The organism is Microbacterium phoenicis (assembly GCF_047302325.1).
Classification (GTDB): domain Bacteria; phylum Actinomycetota; class Actinomycetes; order Actinomycetales; family Microbacteriaceae; genus Microbacterium.
Map to the genome: position 1 here is coordinate 509279 of NZ_CP154849.1, position 14835 is coordinate 524113.

Sequence of the window (14835 nt, forward strand, 5' to 3'; positions counted from 1 at the left end):
TCAGCGCACCTCGCGGCGCGGGTCCTGGCGCGCGCGGGAGTAGGCGCGCCAGAGGATGCGGGCGTGCCGTTCCTTCGCGCGCTCGACGCCGGCCTCGTCGCGGCGCGCGGCGGACCACCACTCGGCGGCGCGTTCGCGCATCGCGCTCCAGACGACCCCGATGCCGGCGTGGGGTGGCGGAGGCACGGCGGCCTCCTCGGCCGGCATCCGTCCCTTCGGCCGCAGCGAATCGTTCGCGTGCTTCACGATGAGCTCGGCCGCCCCGACCGCGTGCGCGTTGATGATCGAGTGGGCCGCGCCGCGGATCTCCCAGCGGCGGGCGTTCCGCGCCGCGGCGACGAGCCGCGAATGGAACCGGCGCGGTGACGTCGCGTCGTACTCGCCGCGGATGAACAGGACGGATGCCTCGACCCGCGGCATCCGCTCGACCAACCGGTACCGCAGCATGTGCGGCAGCACCTGCACGAAGTAGACGAACCCGCAGAGCACGTAGGCCGACAGGGCCGTCATCGCGAGGTGGAACGTCTCTCGCGTCGCGGACTGCGCGAAGCGGAACGCGACGATCGGCAGGGACGACTCCTGGTCGTTCACGACGGGGCTCACGAGCACGGCGTGCCGGAGCTGCGGGCGTCGGATCAGCACCTCGGTGACGACCTGCGTGCCCATCGAGTGGCCGATGACCACGGGATCCTCGAGGCCGTAGTGATCGAGGACTTCTTCGACCCGATCCGCGAAGAACTCGGCGGTGGGCTGGTCGCCGGGCCGCGGCATCCCCGCGAAGCCGGGCAGGTCGAGCGCGAACACGTCGCCGTGCTCGGCGAGCGAGGGCGCGAGGAACTCGAAGTACGTCGCTGCGACGCCTACACCGGCGACGAGGACGAAGGGACGACCGCCGTCGCCTGCCGTGGTCTCGACACGCGTCACCCGCGTGCGATGGCCGCCGCGTCCGACGTGCTCGACGTCGACGTCGGGGGCGTCCTCGGTCGCAGGCATGCACCCAGGATGCCAGGTCCGCCCTGCCGCTAGCGCGCTCGCCCGCCGGGCACAAGCGGTGGGAACCGTCGGGCCCCCTTCCTACGCTGGCGCCATGCTGCGACACCTCGTCATCGTGCTGGGCGATCAGCTCGATCACGAGTCGAGCGCGTTCGACGACTTCGACCCGGATCGGGATGCCGTCTGGATGGCCGAGGTCGCGGGTGAATCCGAGCACGTCTGGAGCACGAAGCAGCGCACCGCGGTCTTCCTCGCCTCGATGCGGCACTTCGCCGCGGAGGTGACGGATGCCGGGCGTCCGCTCCACTACGCGAAGCTCGACGCCCGATCGACGAAGGACTCGCTGGCAGACCAGCTCGCGGCCGACGTGACGAAGCTCAAACCCGCGGGACTCGTCGTGACGGAGCCGGGTGAGTGGCGGGTGCGCGAGGCGCTGCGCGAGGTGGCCGAGCACAGCGGCATCCCGTTGGACATCCGTGAGGACCGGCACTTCTTCAGCACCGTCGCCGAGTTCGCCGCGCACGCCGAGGGTCGGAAGTCGCTGCGGATGGAGTACTTCTACCGCGAGATGCGCAAGAAGCACGACGTGCTGATGACGACCCGCGGGCAGCCGGTGGGCGGGTCGTGGAACTACGACGCCGACAACCGCAAGGCGTTCCCGAAGCAGGGCCCGGGCCTGGTCCCCCCGCGCGCTCGGTTCGAGCCCGACGAGACCACTCGCGAGGTCATCGCGCTGGTCGAGAGGAGGTTCGCCGACCACCCCGGCTCGCTCGACTCGTTCGCCTGGCCGGTCACCCGCGCGCAGGCGCTCGAGGCGCTCGACGTCTTCATCGAGGAACGCCTGCCGGGCTTCGGCGAGACGCAGGACGCGATGTGGCCGGGTGAGCCGTGGCTCTGGCATGCGCACCTGTCGTCGTCGATGAACCTCAAGATGCTGACGCCGCGCGAGGTCGTCGCCGCGGCCGAGGCCGCCTACCGCGAGAAGAAGGCTCCGCTGCCCGCCGTGGAGGGCTTCATCCGGCAGATCCTCGGGTGGCGCGAATACGTCCGGGGCATCTACTGGACGCAGATGCCCGGCTACCTCGAGCGGAACGCGTTCGAGGCGTTCGAACCGCTCCCCGACTTCTACTGGACCGGCGACACCGCGATGGCCTGCTTGCGGGACGCGATCGGCACGACGCTCGAGAACGGGTACGCGCACCACATCCAGCGGCTCATGGTCACGGGCCTTTACGCGATGCTGCTCGGCGTCGACCCGAAGGAGGTCCACGCCTGGTACCTCGCGGTCTACGTCGACGCGGTCGAGTGGGCGGAACTCCCGAACACGCTCGGCATGAGCCAGTATGCGGACGGCGGGCTGATGGGCAGCAAGCCGTATGCCGCGACCGGCAAGTACATCGACCGCATGAGCCCGTACTGCAAGACGTGCCCGTTCGATCCCGCGAAACGGATCGGCGAGGACGCCTGCCCCTTCACCACCCTGTACTGGGACTACCTCATCCGGCACGAGGAGCCTCTCGCCGCCAATCACCGCATGTCACTGCAGGTGAAGAACGTGTCGCGCCTGGACGACGACGAGATCACCGGCATCCGTGAGCGCGCCGACGCGATCCGGCGCGGCGACATCCCGGTTCCGCACGCCTGAGCCAAGGAGCGCATCATGACATCGACCGACATCGCCCTCGTCACCGGCGCCCGCGGCGGCGTCGGCAGCGCCCTTGTCGCCCGGCTACGCGCGCGCGGTCTGCGGGTCGCCGCCGTGGGGCGGGATGCCGCATCCCTCGCCTCCGTCGATGCGGACGCGCACATCGAGGCCGACGTGACGACCCCCGAGGGTGCCGCCGCGGCGCTCGAGGGGTGCCGGTCCGAACTGGGTGACGCGCCTGCGTGGCTCGCGCACGCGGTCGGCAGCACGCTCATCACGCCGCTTCACCGGACGAAGACCGACGCCGCGCGCGACATCCTGCGCGTGAACCTCGAGAGCAGCATCTGGATCCTGCAGGCCTGGCTCGAGGCAACCGGCAAGCAGCCCGGCGCGGCCGTGTTCGCGAGCTCGGTCGTCGCCCGGGTCGGTGTCGCGAACCACGAGGCGATCGCCGCCGCGAAGGGCGGCGTCGAGGCGCTCGTGCGCAGCGCCGCCGCCACGTATGCCGCGCGCGGCATCCGGGTCAACGCGGTCGCTCCGGGGATGACGGACACCCCGATGACCGCCGGGATGCTGAGCGTCCCGATGCAGCGCGAGGGTGCCGAGAAGCAGTACCCGCTCGGCGGCGTGCAGACGGCCGACGACGTCGCGGCCGTCATGGACTGGCTGCTGTCGACGGATGCCGGTCGCATCACCGGTCAGGTGATCCCGGTCGACGGCGGATTCACGACGGTGCGGCCGCTGGTGAAGTAGGTCAGCGCGTGACCACGTAGACGTCGTCCTTGCGCGTGACGGCGGCAGTGGCCGCGTCGGTCTTCTCGTAGACCGGCCAGGCGCCCTCGGTGGAGCACAGGTCGACGCGGTCACGCGGGAACTCGGCTGCATCGACCCCGTCCGCGGTCACGACGACGAGCGCCTGCGCATCGTCACGCTTCGAGAGGTCGGGGACGGTCGTCGCCGAGACGCCGAGACGTGTGGCGACACCCTCCACGCTCTCGTACGGGCACACGATCGTGAATCGCTTCGCGTTGTCCGGCACCAGGTCGGTGACGGGGATCGTCGATCCTTCGCTGACGGTCCTCACGATGCGTTCCTCGTCGTCACCATCCGTCGGCGCGCAGGCCGTCGTGAGACCGGCGGCGACGAAGGCGAGGGACAGGGCGGCGAGTGTGCGCTTCATCCTTCCTGTCTACGCAGTCGCCTCCCGCACGTCGTCGGCCCGGAGAGGCATCCGTGTCAGCCGAGAGGATGACGCCGGGTCAGGACGTTTCGAGCATCCGCCTCGCGCGGGCGAGCGACGTCGACAGCGTCGAGCGGATCGAGTCGGCGATCATCGGCTCAGCGAGGCGCATGATCCCGGTCGGCTCCGCGTCGATGCGCACGGCGACGACGGTCGCGCCGTCGGCGTCGGCGAACTGCAGGTCGGACGACGTCGCCATGATCCCGCTCGTGCTGGTGACCGCCATCCGCGCGCCGGGGTCGTAGGCCGTGACGCGCCAGTCGAAGTCGACCTCGCGGCCGACCGCCCGCATCCGTGTGTGCATCGTCGACCCGACACCGACGGGCGGCGGCGAGGTGAGCTCTTCCGAGATGACCGACTCGTCCCAGCGGGCGCGGCCCTCAGTGAAGAAGCCGAACACCTCGGTCACCGGGCGGTCGATCGTGACGGACTCGATGACGGTGAACATGTCCTCACCCTAGGTGCGCAGTGCGACGCGCGGACCGGTCGTATGGGTTCCGTTCGGACCCGTCCCGCCGCGGTAGTGAGCGATTAGGACTGTGCCCATGACGTTGACCACGGTCCTCCCCTCGCTGCGACGCAGCATCCCTGATCCGATCGAACGGCGGGCCTGGCCCGAACACACCGTCGCGGAGGTGCGCGATGTGACTGTGGCGGGTGTGTCACTGACGCGGCTGGCCGAGCTCGAAGGGACGCCGTGCGTGATGACCGGCGACCTCGCCCACCCGCACACGCAGGATGCCCGCCGTCGCGGCATCGGCATGGACGTCACCGTCCTCGTCTTCCGCGTGACGCTGCGCGTCGACTCGCAGGACGGGCGCCGTCTGGCACTCGTCGACTGCACGACGCACGACCTCCCGATCCAGTGGGAGCACTGCCGCCTCATCGGTCGCGCGTCCACCGCGAAGACGGCGATGGTCGACATCGTCCCGGGCGACGTCGGTGCGCCCACGTGGCCGTACAACCAGGCGGCCCTACCCACCGACCTCGTCGAGGGCGACCTGCTCGCGGTGCCGTGCACCGGCGCACTGGCCTTGCGCGATGTGAAGCCGGGGCGCGCTGCGCAGGATGCCGGAATGTCACCCGACGCCGACGAACCAGACGAGAACTGGGCAGGTCGATGCGGAAAGTAGACCCGACCGGCATCCGCATCGCGTGGCGGCGCCCCTGCGAGGCGTCGGCGAAAGGTATGAGTTTCACCAAACGGCGCCGAATGCAAGCGGTTGAGTGGAATCGTCGCGAGTCGGATTCTGGGATTCCCACGAACTGAGGAGTGCGACATGGGTCTCGACGACAAGATCAAGAACGCTGCGCAGGACATCGCCGGCAAGGCGAAGGAAGCCCTGGGCGACCACCGCGGTGACGAGGACCTTCGCCGTGAGGGCGAAGCCGACCAGCGCGAAGCGAACCTCAAGAAGGCCGGCGAGAACGTCAAGGACGTGTTCAAGTAAGCCAGCCCGATCATGGGAGGGGCCCTGCCGGTCAGCCGGTGGGGCCCTTCTTGTTGCGCGGCGGCCGGGCCTACGGGCTGCGCGCGGATGCAATAGATCCGGCGCGACACGCCGCGCCCCGGCATCCATCACCGGGGTGTCGGCCTCGATCTCTTGCATCCGTGGACGCGTGCGGCCGCGCCCGACGCGATCCAAGGCCGCGCGCACGCTCGCCACGGTGAGGATGAGCGTCATGCGTCGATCCACAGAGTCGCGTTGACGTCAGCAAGTCGTCTGATCGTGCGCGAGGTGATGGTTTGTGCCCCATGGCCGAAGCTGACGTACAACCGCACGAAAACGCCAGGCCCATGCAAGACCGGTCGAGGAACGTGATCGGCGCGGTCCAGGAAGACGTCGATGGCGGACTCGAGCGCGTCTGCGCGAGCTTTCGCGTCGGGTTCGTCGATCGTCACTGAGCCGAGGTGGTGGACAACGGGGTCGGCAGGGTCGCGCGATTCCCGCGAATACTGCTCGAGACCCTCGACCGGAGCTTCGGCCACGACCGTGAAGGTGGCGATGATGTGGCCGATGTCGTCCATTTGAGAATCCGGAGGCACGTCGCGAGTCTTGCACCAGGGCACGCAGGGTGCCACGATCCCCGGGTGGAACTTCTTCGCCTGGCGGGAGTCCCCGGGGTCGGGAAGTCGACGACGGCGTGGGCTGTCGCCAACAGACACGCCGCCGAGGGGATCGCGACGGCGTACATCGACATCGACCAGCTCGGCATGTGTTACCCGGCGCCGGTCGACGATCCGGACCGCTGGGTCCTCAAAGAGACGGCGCTCGCGGCCGTGGTTCGAGAATTCCTCCGCGCCGGGGTCGAGCGCATGGTCGTCTCGGGCGTCGCGCGACCCGACCGACCTCCGGTGCTGATCCCCGGAGTCGAGGTGCGCTCGCTGTGGCTGCGGGCGGCGGAGTCGACCCGCCGCGCTCGTCTGCGGGGCCGTGGCGACAGCACCGACCAGCTCGCCGCCTCCCTCTCCGCCGGCACCCTGGAGGAGTCGCGCATCGACACGGCATGGGAGCAGCTCGCGACCGATGAGCTCTCCGAAGCCGAGACCGTGGCCGCGGTTCTCGCGCGGCGGGCCGCGGCATCCACTCTCCCGTCGGGTGGCGACGTCGAGACCTCGACCTATACCGGGGCTCGGATGCTGTGGCTCACGGGACCACGTCTGGCCGGGGCATCCCGCATCGGCTGGGAAATCGTGGCCGAAGAGTGGAGTCACGGCCGGCGTACGGGCTTTTTCGACCTCGCGCAGCTGTCCTTAGTGTGGAACGTCGCGGACGCAGGCGTGGCGAACCTTGCAGCCGTCATCCGGGAGTTCCGGTGCGTCGGAGCCGATCAGTTCGTGATCGTCGCGCCGCTCGAGGTCGACCCGTCCATAGTTCGAGCCGCGCTCCCCGCCGCTGACGTGACCTTCGTGCGCCTCGCGGCCGACGCGGCCTCCCTCGAAGACCGCGCTCGGGCCCGGCAGCGCGGAGAAGGTCCGAGGCTCGCCGGCGACGACCTGCTCGGCGCGAGCAACGCGACCGTGGCCCGCGTGCTGCGCACCTCGGTCCTGCAGTCATCGCTGCCGCGGCGGGAGGGCGAGCTCATCGTCCCGATCGCGCGGCGTTCACCGGCGGAGGCCGCGGCCGCCGTCAGGATCGCCGCGAGCTGGTAGCCGGGCGCGGATGCAACAGATCCGAGGCGACACGCGGGTCAGGGATGCCGGGGCTCGGCGCGTCACGCGCGATCTCTTGCATCCGCGCACACCGCCCGCGGTCAGACCCGGGTGACAGGTGCCCGCAGGCCGATGTACGCGCCTGGCCCGATCAGCACTGCGCCCGCGGCGAGTCCGATGAGAGCGTTGTCGGCGATCAGGCCGACCGCGAAGGCGAGGATGACGGCGACCGTCGCTCCCGCTGATGCTCGAGACAGCTGATGCATATCCATGCCCTCGACGGTAGGCCTCCGACGCTTCGGCGACATCCCCCGAACAGGGGATTTCGGAGCGCCTGCCGCTTTCGGCGTGCGCCGATGCAAGAGATCCGAAGCGACACCCCGGTGAGGGATGCCGCGGCCCGGCGTGTCGCGCGCGAACTATTGCATTCGCGCACACGCCACCCGCACACAGCGCCGCCTTCAGCCCCGCCCCACCGCCCGGAACCCGCGCAGGCGCAGGCTGTTGGTCACCACGAACACCGACGACAGCGCCATGGCCGCCGCGGCGACGAGCGGGTTCAGCAGCGCGGCCATCGCGAGCGGGATCGCCGCGACGTTGTACGCGAACGCCCAGAACAGGTTGCCCTTGATGACGCCCAGGGTCCGCCGCGCGAGGCGCACTGCATCGGCAACGACGATCGGATCGCCCGAGACGACGGTGATGTCGGATGCCGCGATCGCCGCGTCCGTGCCGCCGCCCATCGCGATCCCGAGGTCGGCGGCTGCGAGAGCCGCGGCGTCGTTGACACCGTCGCCCACCATCGCGACGACCCGGCCCTCGCCCTGCAGACGGCGGATCGTGTCGAGCTTGCCCGCCGGTGTCACGCCGGCCTCGACGCGGGAGATCCCGACCTCGGCGGCGACCCGCTCCGCCGACGACGCGGTATCGCCGGTCAGCAGGATCGGCTCGAGCCTGAGCTCGCGGAACCGGGCGATCGCTGCCGCGCTCGAGTCCTTCACGGTGTCGGCGACGACGATCGCTCCGAGGTACACACCGTCGCGCGCGAGCGCCACGACCGTCCCTTCGGGCAGATCGGCGGGCACGGCAACGGCCCACTGCTCGGCGAGCCACGACGGCCGGCCGGCGACGACCGCCGCCCCCTCGACGACACCCTGGACACCGAATCCGGCGTGCGACTGGAACGACTCGACGCGCCCCGTCGGCGCTGCGGCGACGATAGCGCGGGCGACGGGGTGCTCCGACCCGGACTCGACGGATGCCGCGATCGCGAGAAGCTCCTCCCGGGACACCTCCGCAGGCAGCACCTCGGTCACGCTCATGCGTCCGGTCGTGACGGTGCCGGTCTTGTCGAGCACGATCGTGTCGACGGTGCGGGTCTGCTCGAGCACCTGAGGTCCTCGGATCAGGATGCCGAGCTGCGACCCGCGCCCGGTTCCCACCAGCAGGGCGGTCGGGGTCGCGAGCCCGAGCGCGCACGGGCAGGCGATGATGAGCGTCGCGACCGCAGCGGTGAAGGCGAGCTCCCACGGCGCACCGGCGATCGCCCAGCCGACGAGGGCGGCGAGCGCGAGCACGATCACGACGGGCACGAAGACGGCCGAGACCCGGTCGGCGAGGCGCTGCACCTCGGCCTTGCCGGTCTGCGCCTCCTCCATGAGCCGCCGCATCCGGGCCAGCTCGGTATCGGCGCCGACGCGGGTGATCTGCACCTCGAGGCGTCCGCCGACGTTGATCGTCGCGCCGACGACACGGGAACCTTCGGCGACCTCGACGGGCATCGACTCACCCGTGAGCATGCTCGCGTCGACGCTGCTCATCCCCGCGGTGACGAGTCCGTCCGACGGGATCTTCTCGCCGGGGCGGACGACGACCGTGTCGCCGACGACGAGCTGCGCGACCGGCACGCGGGTCTCGACGCCGTTCTGCAGCTTTGCGGCATCCGTGGCCCCGAGTTCGAGCAGCGCGCGCAGCGCCTCGGACGACGCCCGCTTCGCGCGAGCCTCGATGTAGCGCCCCGTGAGGATGAAGACCGTGACGAGCGCGGCGACCTCGAGGTAGATCTCGTGCCCGCCCGCCTGCGGCGCACCGACGAGCGTGAAGGTCATGGTCATGCCGGGCATGCCCGCACCGCCGAAGAACAGGGCGTACAGCGACCAGCCGAACGACGCGATGACGCCGAGGCTGATGAGGGTGTCCATCGTCGCCGCGCCGTGGCGCAGGTTGACGGCGGCCGCCCGGTGGAACGGCCACGCGCCCCAGACCGCGACGGGAGCGGCGAGGGTCAGCGCGAGCCACTGCCAGTTCTCGAACTGCAGCGGCGGGATCATCGACATCAGCGCGACCGGCAACGAGAGGGCGGCGCTGATCAGCAGCCGCTGGCGGAGCGGCCTCGTCTCGTCATCCGCCTCCGTCGTCTCGGGCTCGGGTGCCGGCACCGCCGCCGCGTACCCGGCGGCCTCGACCGTCGCGATGAGCTGCGCGGTGTCGACGCCCTCGGCACGCACGCGCGCCTTCTCGGTGGCGTAGTTGACGGATGCCTCGACCCCGGGGAGCTTGTTGAGTTTGCGCTCGATCCGGGTGGCGCACGAGGCGCACGTCATCCCCGAGATGTCGAGCTCGACGTCGGTGCTCACGCGGACACCCGGGAGTATCCGGCCTCCTCGATGGCGGCGGTCAGGGCGTCGTCGTCGAGGGGGGTCGCGCTGTGCACGGTGACGTGCGAGGTGCCGCCGGCGACGAGGTCGACGAACACGGCCTCGACACCGTCGATCTCGGAAAGCTCCTCGCGGACGCTCGCGACGCAGTGCGCGCAGGTCATGCCGGTGACGAGCAGTTCTTCGGTGACGGCGGATGCCGGTGCGGCGGGCGCCCCGGATGCGGAGACGTCGGTGAGGCCGAGCTGAATGCGGTCGGTCATGTCGTTTCCTCCAGTGTTCAGGAGCGGACGAGACGCGCGATCGCGTCGTTCGCCTCGCGGATCTTGACGGCGGCGACCTGGCCGCCTTCGGCACTCGCCTCGGCGACGCAGTGGTTGAGGTGGTCGGACAGCAGCGAGAGCGCGACGGTCTCGAGCGCCTTCGTCGCGGCGGAGACCTGCGTGAGGATGTCGATGCAGTACTTGTCCTCGTCGACCATGCGCGCGATGCCGCGCACCTGGCCTTCGACCCGGCGCAGTCGCTTCTGCAGGTCATCCTTGTTCGCGTCGTACCCGTTCATGGCAGATACGGTACCCCCCTAGGGTATACGCGTCAAGCGGTCGCGATCAGACTTCCTCGACCTCGCCGGAGACGAGCGTCAGGTGCTCCCGGGCCGAGGCCTCTGCATCGGCACCGCGCCCGTCGCGGATCGCCTGAGCCGTCGCGAGGTGGGCTTCGAGGGTGCCGACCCGCGGCATCCCGGGCGTCAGCCCTCGCACCGATCGGCCGCGCAGGATCTCGGCGATGGGGTCGCCGAGCTTCTCGAACAGGGCGTTACCCGAAGCCTTGAGAAGGAGCCGGTGGTAGGCGATGTCGGCGTCGAGGTACTCGCCCGAGTCGCCGAGACCTTGATTCCCGAGGTCGCTGAGCAGCGTCGCCCACCGCACGAGTTCGTCGCGCTCGGCATCCCCCGCCCGTTCCGCGGCCAGGCGGGCGGCGACGGGTTCGACGGCAACGCGGAGGTCGGTCAGTTCGATCAGCACGTCGCGCCGTCGGGGGCTGTCGAGCGACCACTCGATGATGTCCGCGTTCAAGATGTCCCACTCCGCCTGAGGCCGGACGACGAGCCCGACACGGCGACGCGAGGTGAGCAGCCCGTGCGCCTCGAGGACCCGGACCGCTTCGCGCACGACCGTCCGCGACGCGGCGAACGCCTCCTCGAGGCCGGCGAGGGTCAGCCCGGTCCCGGGCGGCAGCTCGCCGCCGACGATCCGTCGGCCGAGGGTCTCGACGATGTGAGCGTGGGATGCGGTGGTGGCAGGCGTGGGCATCGGTGTCCTTCGTAGCGGTGCTCACGCTACCGCGAAAAGTACGATCATTCGCTTGCGAAAGGTAGTACTTATGTGACACCGTGGGCTCGCCGTCGGGAAAGGCCCCGGCGTCGGGACGATTCACTGGAGAACACCCATGGACGAGTGGACGCAAACACTCGGAGCGCTACCGCTCCTTCTGATCGCGGCCGGAGCGGTCGGCCTGATCCTGCTGCTCATCATCAAGGTCCGCATGCACGCGTTCATCGTGCTCGTGCTGGTCTCGCTGCTGACCGCGTTGGCCACCGGCATCCCGGTCGGCAGCATAGGCAAGGTCCTGATCGACAGCTTCAGCTCGACCGTCGGCACGGTCGCGCTTCTCGTCGGCTTCGGAGCGATGCTCGGCGCGCTCATCGAGAGCTCGGGTGGCGCCCGCGTGCTGGCCGAGAAGATGGTCTCGATCTTCGGCGAGAAGCGCGCCGCCATCGCGCTGAGCGTCGCCTCGCTCCTCATGGGCTTCCCGATGTTCTTCGACGCCGGCCTCGTCGTCATGCTGCCCATCATCTTCGCCGTGGCGCGTCGCATCGGCGGCAAGCACATGCTGCTCTACGGCATCTCGGCCGCCGCCGCGTTCTCGGTCATGCACGTGTTCGTGCCGCCGCACCCCGGCCCCATCACAGCGAGCGAGACCTTCGGGGCGAACCTCGGCCTCGTCCTGCTCATCGGTCTCGTCGTCGCGATCCCCACCTGGTACCTCAGCGGGTACCTCTGGGCGCGCTTCATAGACCGCCGCATCCCGCTCGCCATCCCCCGTCTGTTCGGCGAGGACGTCGAACCCACGAACCCGCCCAAGGCCGGCACCGTCATCGGCGTCATCGCGATCCCGCTGGTCTTGATCCTCCTCAACACCGGCTCTGCGGCGCTCGTCTCGTCGGGAGCCGTCGACGGCACCGCCGTCTGGGTGCAGGCGCTCGGCCTCATCGGCACGAGCCAGGTCGCCCTGCTGATCGCCGTCCTCGTCGCCCTGTTCGTCCTCGGCACCCGCCGCGGTGTCGGCGGCAGCGCGCTCGACAAGATCGTCGAGTCCTCGCTCGGACCGATCTGCTCGGTCGTCCTCATCACCGGTGCCGGCGGCATGTTCGGCGGCGTCCTGCGCGCCTCGGGAATCGGCGACGCGCTCTCGGACTCGCTCGCCTCGATCGGTGTGCCGGTCATCTTCGCCGCCTACCTGATCGCGCTCCTGCTCCGCGTGGCGCAGGGGTCGGCGACCGTCGCCCTCGTGACGGCCGCGGGGCTCGTCGCGCCCGCCGTTCTGTCGGGTGGATTCAATGCCCTGCAGGTCGCATGTATCGTCCTCGCCACCGCGGCAGGCTCCGTCTTCGCCGGTCACGTCAACGACTCCGGCTTCTGGCTCGTCGGTCGCCTCATGGGCATGGACGTCAAGACGACGCTCAAGACCTGGACCGTCCAGCAGGCCCTCGAGTCCGTCGTCGGATTCCTCATCGTGCTCGGAATCTTCGGCTTGGTGTCCCTTGTCTGACGCCTTCGACCTCAGCGGCCGCCTGGCCCTCGTGACGGGATCGTCGCGGGGGCTCGGCCAGAGCCTCGCCGTGGGCCTCGCCGAGGCCGGCGCCCGCGTCATCGTCCACGGCCGCGACGCAGAGGCGGTGGAGTGCAGCGCCGACGCGATCGCAGAGCGCACCGGCATCCGTCCCGAGACGACCCTGTTCGACGTGACGGATGCCGAGGCTGTCGAGGCCGCGATCGGTGTGCTCACCTCGCGGCTCGGGACCCCCGACATCCTCGTCAACAACGCGGGGATCCAGCGGCGGGCGCCCTTCGCGGAGTTCCCCGTCGCGGATTGGGACGCCGTGATCTCCAGCAACCTGTCGAGCGCCTTCTACGTGTCGCGTTTCGTGGCCCCCGGCATGATCGCGCGCGGCTCGGGCAAAATCATCAACATCGCCTCGGTCCAGTCGCTGCTCGGGCGTCAGACCATCGCCCCGTACGCCGCGAGCAAGGGCGGTATCGCCCAGCTCAGTCGTGGGATGGCCGCCGACCTGGCTCGCCACGGCATCCAGGTCAACACGCTCTCGCCCGGCTACTTCGCCACCGAGATGAACGCGGCGCTCGTCGCCGACGCGGACTTCTCGGACTGGGTCGCGAAGCGCACCCCGGCCGGCCGCTGGGGTGACGTCGCGGAGCTCCGCGGACCGCTCGTGTTCCTCGCCTCGGCGGCGAGCGACTTCGTGAACGGCCAGAACCTGTTCGTCGACGGCGGCATGACCGCGGTCGTCTGATCCGAGGAGAGACACACATGGACGCAGTCGTCATCGGCGGCAAGCTCGACCTCACCGTCGCGGACCATCCCGTCCCCGAGCCGGGCGCGGGGCAGGTCCGAATCCGGGTGGGGTACGTCGGAATCTGCGGATCCGACCTGCACTACTACTCCGAGGGCGCCAACGGCGCGTTCGTCGTCACCGAGCCCCTCATCCCCGGGCACGAGCTGTCGGGCTGGGTCGACCTCGACCCGTCCGGGCTGCTGTCCGCGGGGACGCCCGTGACGGTGCACCCCGCGCGGTTCGGCCCCGAGGGGTCGGCGCCCGTCGAGCCGCACCTGCGCCCCGGCGGCAGCTACCTCGGCAGTGCCGCGACGACTCCGCACACGCAGGGCGCGATGAGCGAGTACCTGGTGGTGGATGCCGGCATGATCCGGACCCTGCCCGCCGACCTGCCCGTGCGCCGCGCCGTCCTCGCCGAGCCCCTGGCCGTCGCCATTCACGGCGCGGGCCGAGCCGGCTCCCTCGCCGGTGCGCGCGTGCTCGTCTGCGGTGCGGGTCCGATCGGCTTGCTCGCCGTCGTCGCTGCACAGGAGGGGGGAGCGGCGAGCGTCGAGATCACCGACCTGCTGCCCGAGCCGCTCGAGCGGGCACGCGCGCTCGGTGTCGACGGCGTCTGGCGGGTGGGTGAGGACGAGGTCCCCTCCGACGTCTACGACGTGGTCCTCGAGTGCTCGGGAGCCGCACCCGCCGTGTCGTCGGCGATCGCCGCCGTCCGCCGCCGCGGAACCGTTGTCCAGATCGGGATGCTGCCGAACCAGCCGGTGGGCGTGAATATCGCCCCGCTCATCTCCAAAGAGGCGACGCTCACCGGTGCCTTCCGCTTCCTCGACGAGATCGACGAGGCGATCGAGGTCCTGCGGCGTCGTCCCGAGATCGAGGCCGTCATCACCCACGAGTTCCGCCCCGACGCGGCCGTCGAGGCGTTCGAGACCGCACGGCGCTCCGCCGAGAGCAGCAAGGTCGTCGTCGCGATGAACTCTGCGAAGGTGGAATCGTGAGCACTGCACCGCGCGTCGTCGTCATGGGTCCGAGCGGATCGGGCAAGACCGCCGTCGGAGCCGCTCTCGCCGTCGACCTCGGCGTGGATTTCGTCGACGCCGACGATCTGCACCCGCAGGCCAACGTCGAGAAGATGGAGGCGGGCCATCCCCTCGACGACGAGGATCGAGCGCCCTGGCTCGACATCGTCGGGCAGACCCTCGCCGAGGCGCCCGGTCTCGTCGTCGCCTGCTCCGCGCTGGCCCGTCGCTACCGCGAGCGGATCAGAGCCGCCGCGCCCGACGTGCGCTTCGTCGAGCTGGTCGTCTCGCCCGAGGAGCTGGACCGCCGGATGCGGTCGCGTCAGCACTTCATGCCGCCGGCGCTCCTCGCCTCGCAGCTCGCGACCCTCGAGCACCTCGGCGACGACGAGCCCGGGGTCGCCGTCGAGAACGTCGGCCGCATCCTCGACGTCGCCCGCCGCGCGCGCATCGCGCTCGACGAGCCGGCCGGCTGAGGCGAGCGGAACGCAAC

General features: G+C 70.4%; 18 protein-coding genes. 9 read left to right on the forward strand and 9 right to left on the reverse strand.

Features of this window, described 5'->3' with window-relative positions:
* Positions 1 to 993, reverse strand: coding sequence for an alpha/beta fold hydrolase (locus tag ABCU91_RS02515; RefSeq protein WP_413354671.1), 993 nt, complete (start codon positions 991 to 993; stop codon positions 1 to 3).
* A gap of 94 nt (positions 994 to 1087) precedes the next feature.
* On the opposite strand from ABCU91_RS02515, the gene ABCU91_RS02520 reads away from it, so the two are divergent.
* Both ABCU91_RS02520 and ABCU91_RS02525 read left to right on the forward strand, forming a co-directional pair.
* The gene (locus ABCU91_RS02520) at positions 1088 to 2638 is read left to right on the forward strand and encodes a cryptochrome/photolyase family protein (RefSeq protein WP_413354672.1); all 1551 of its coding nucleotides are present in this window, start codon (positions 1088 to 1090) and stop codon (positions 2636 to 2638) included.
* A 15-nt stretch (positions 2639 to 2653) separates the two neighbouring features.
* Positions 2654 to 3391 (forward strand): SDR family NAD(P)-dependent oxidoreductase, encoded by a 738-nt coding sequence (locus ABCU91_RS02525; protein ID WP_413354673.1) that lies wholly within the window; start codon positions 2654 to 2656, stop codon positions 3389 to 3391.
* Between the two features lies 1 nt (position 3392).
* Here the strand turns inward: ABCU91_RS02525 and ABCU91_RS02530 are convergent, their stop codons facing one another.
* Both ABCU91_RS02530 and ABCU91_RS02535 read right to left on the reverse strand, forming a co-directional pair.
* Entirely contained in the window at positions 3393 to 3818 is a 426-nt protein-coding gene (locus tag ABCU91_RS02530) for a hypothetical protein (RefSeq protein ID WP_413354674.1), read from the reverse strand.
* 79 nt (positions 3819 to 3897) lie between these two features.
* The gene (locus ABCU91_RS02535; RefSeq protein ID WP_413354675.1) at positions 3898 to 4326 is read right to left on the reverse strand and encodes an SRPBCC family protein; all 429 of its coding nucleotides are present in this window, start codon (positions 4324 to 4326) and stop codon (positions 3898 to 3900) included.
* A 97-nt stretch (positions 4327 to 4423) separates the two neighbouring features.
* Between ABCU91_RS02535 and ABCU91_RS02540 the strand changes: the two genes are divergently transcribed.
* Both ABCU91_RS02540 and ABCU91_RS02545 read left to right on the forward strand, forming a co-directional pair.
* Entirely contained in the window at positions 4424 to 5011 is a 588-nt protein-coding gene (locus tag ABCU91_RS02540; protein WP_413354676.1) for a hypothetical protein, read from the forward strand.
* Positions 5012 to 5158: 147 nt separating this feature from the next.
* Entirely contained in the window at positions 5159 to 5329 is a 171-nt protein-coding gene (locus ABCU91_RS02545; RefSeq protein ID WP_413354677.1) for a CsbD family protein, read from the forward strand.
* A gap of 230 nt (positions 5330 to 5559) precedes the next feature.
* On the opposite strand, the gene ABCU91_RS02550 is transcribed toward ABCU91_RS02545, so the two are convergent.
* Complete coding sequence (locus ABCU91_RS02550; RefSeq protein ID WP_413354678.1) at positions 5560 to 5907, reverse strand: hypothetical protein; 348 nt, start codon at positions 5905 to 5907, stop codon at positions 5560 to 5562.
* 63 nt (positions 5908 to 5970) lie between these two features.
* Between ABCU91_RS02550 and ABCU91_RS02555 the strand changes: the two genes are divergently transcribed.
* Positions 5971 to 7032: an AAA family ATPase gene (locus ABCU91_RS02555; protein WP_413354679.1), complete on the forward strand. Its 1062-nt coding sequence runs from the start codon at positions 5971 to 5973 to the stop codon at positions 7030 to 7032.
* 101 nt (positions 7033 to 7133) lie between these two features.
* Here ABCU91_RS02555 and ABCU91_RS02560 read toward each other — a convergent pair whose 3' ends face one another.
* The 5 genes from ABCU91_RS02560 to ABCU91_RS02580 form a co-directional block, all read right to left on the reverse strand.
* A complete protein-coding gene (locus tag ABCU91_RS02560; protein WP_413354680.1) occupies positions 7134 to 7304 on the reverse strand; it encodes a hypothetical protein in 171 nt (56 codons plus the stop codon).
* A 189-nt stretch (positions 7305 to 7493) separates the two neighbouring features.
* Positions 7494 to 9668 carry a heavy metal translocating P-type ATPase gene (locus ABCU91_RS02565; RefSeq protein WP_413354681.1) on the reverse strand — a complete coding sequence of 725 codons (2175 nt, stop codon included), beginning with the start codon at positions 9666 to 9668 and terminating at the stop codon, positions 7494 to 7496.
* Positions 9665 to 9952: a heavy-metal-associated domain-containing protein gene (locus tag ABCU91_RS02570; RefSeq protein WP_413354682.1), complete on the reverse strand. Its 288-nt coding sequence runs from the start codon at positions 9950 to 9952 to the stop codon at positions 9665 to 9667. The genes ABCU91_RS02565 and ABCU91_RS02570 overlap by 4 nt, the downstream gene beginning before the upstream one ends.
* A gap of 17 nt (positions 9953 to 9969) precedes the next feature.
* Positions 9970 to 10251, reverse strand: coding sequence for a metal-sensitive transcriptional regulator (locus ABCU91_RS02575; RefSeq protein ID WP_413354683.1), 282 nt, complete (start codon positions 10249 to 10251; stop codon positions 9970 to 9972).
* A 46-nt stretch (positions 10252 to 10297) separates the two neighbouring features.
* Positions 10298 to 11002 (reverse strand): FadR/GntR family transcriptional regulator, encoded by a 705-nt coding sequence (locus tag ABCU91_RS02580; protein ID WP_413354684.1) that lies wholly within the window; start codon positions 11000 to 11002, stop codon positions 10298 to 10300.
* 136 nt (positions 11003 to 11138) lie between these two features.
* Between ABCU91_RS02580 and ABCU91_RS02585 the strand changes: the two genes are divergently transcribed.
* Genes ABCU91_RS02585 through ABCU91_RS02600 form a run of 4 tightly spaced genes read left to right on the forward strand, consistent with a single transcriptional unit; the run spans position 11139 to position 14818 of the window.
* The gene (locus ABCU91_RS02585) at positions 11139 to 12521 is read left to right on the forward strand and encodes a GntP family permease (protein ID WP_413354685.1); all 1383 of its coding nucleotides are present in this window, start codon (positions 11139 to 11141) and stop codon (positions 12519 to 12521) included.
* Positions 12514 to 13281 carry an SDR family oxidoreductase gene (locus tag ABCU91_RS02590; protein ID WP_413354686.1) on the forward strand — a complete coding sequence of 256 codons (768 nt, stop codon included), beginning with the start codon at positions 12514 to 12516 and terminating at the stop codon, positions 13279 to 13281. Before ABCU91_RS02585 ends, ABCU91_RS02590 begins: the two co-directional genes overlap by 8 nt.
* A gap of 17 nt (positions 13282 to 13298) precedes the next feature.
* A complete protein-coding gene (locus ABCU91_RS02595; RefSeq protein WP_413354687.1) occupies positions 13299 to 14321 on the forward strand; it encodes an L-idonate 5-dehydrogenase in 1023 nt (340 codons plus the stop codon).
* Positions 14318 to 14818 (forward strand): gluconokinase, encoded by a 501-nt coding sequence (locus tag ABCU91_RS02600; RefSeq protein ID WP_413354688.1) that lies wholly within the window; start codon positions 14318 to 14320, stop codon positions 14816 to 14818. Before ABCU91_RS02595 ends, ABCU91_RS02600 begins: the two co-directional genes overlap by 4 nt.
* The last annotated feature ends 17 nt before the right edge of the window (positions 14819 to 14835 follow it).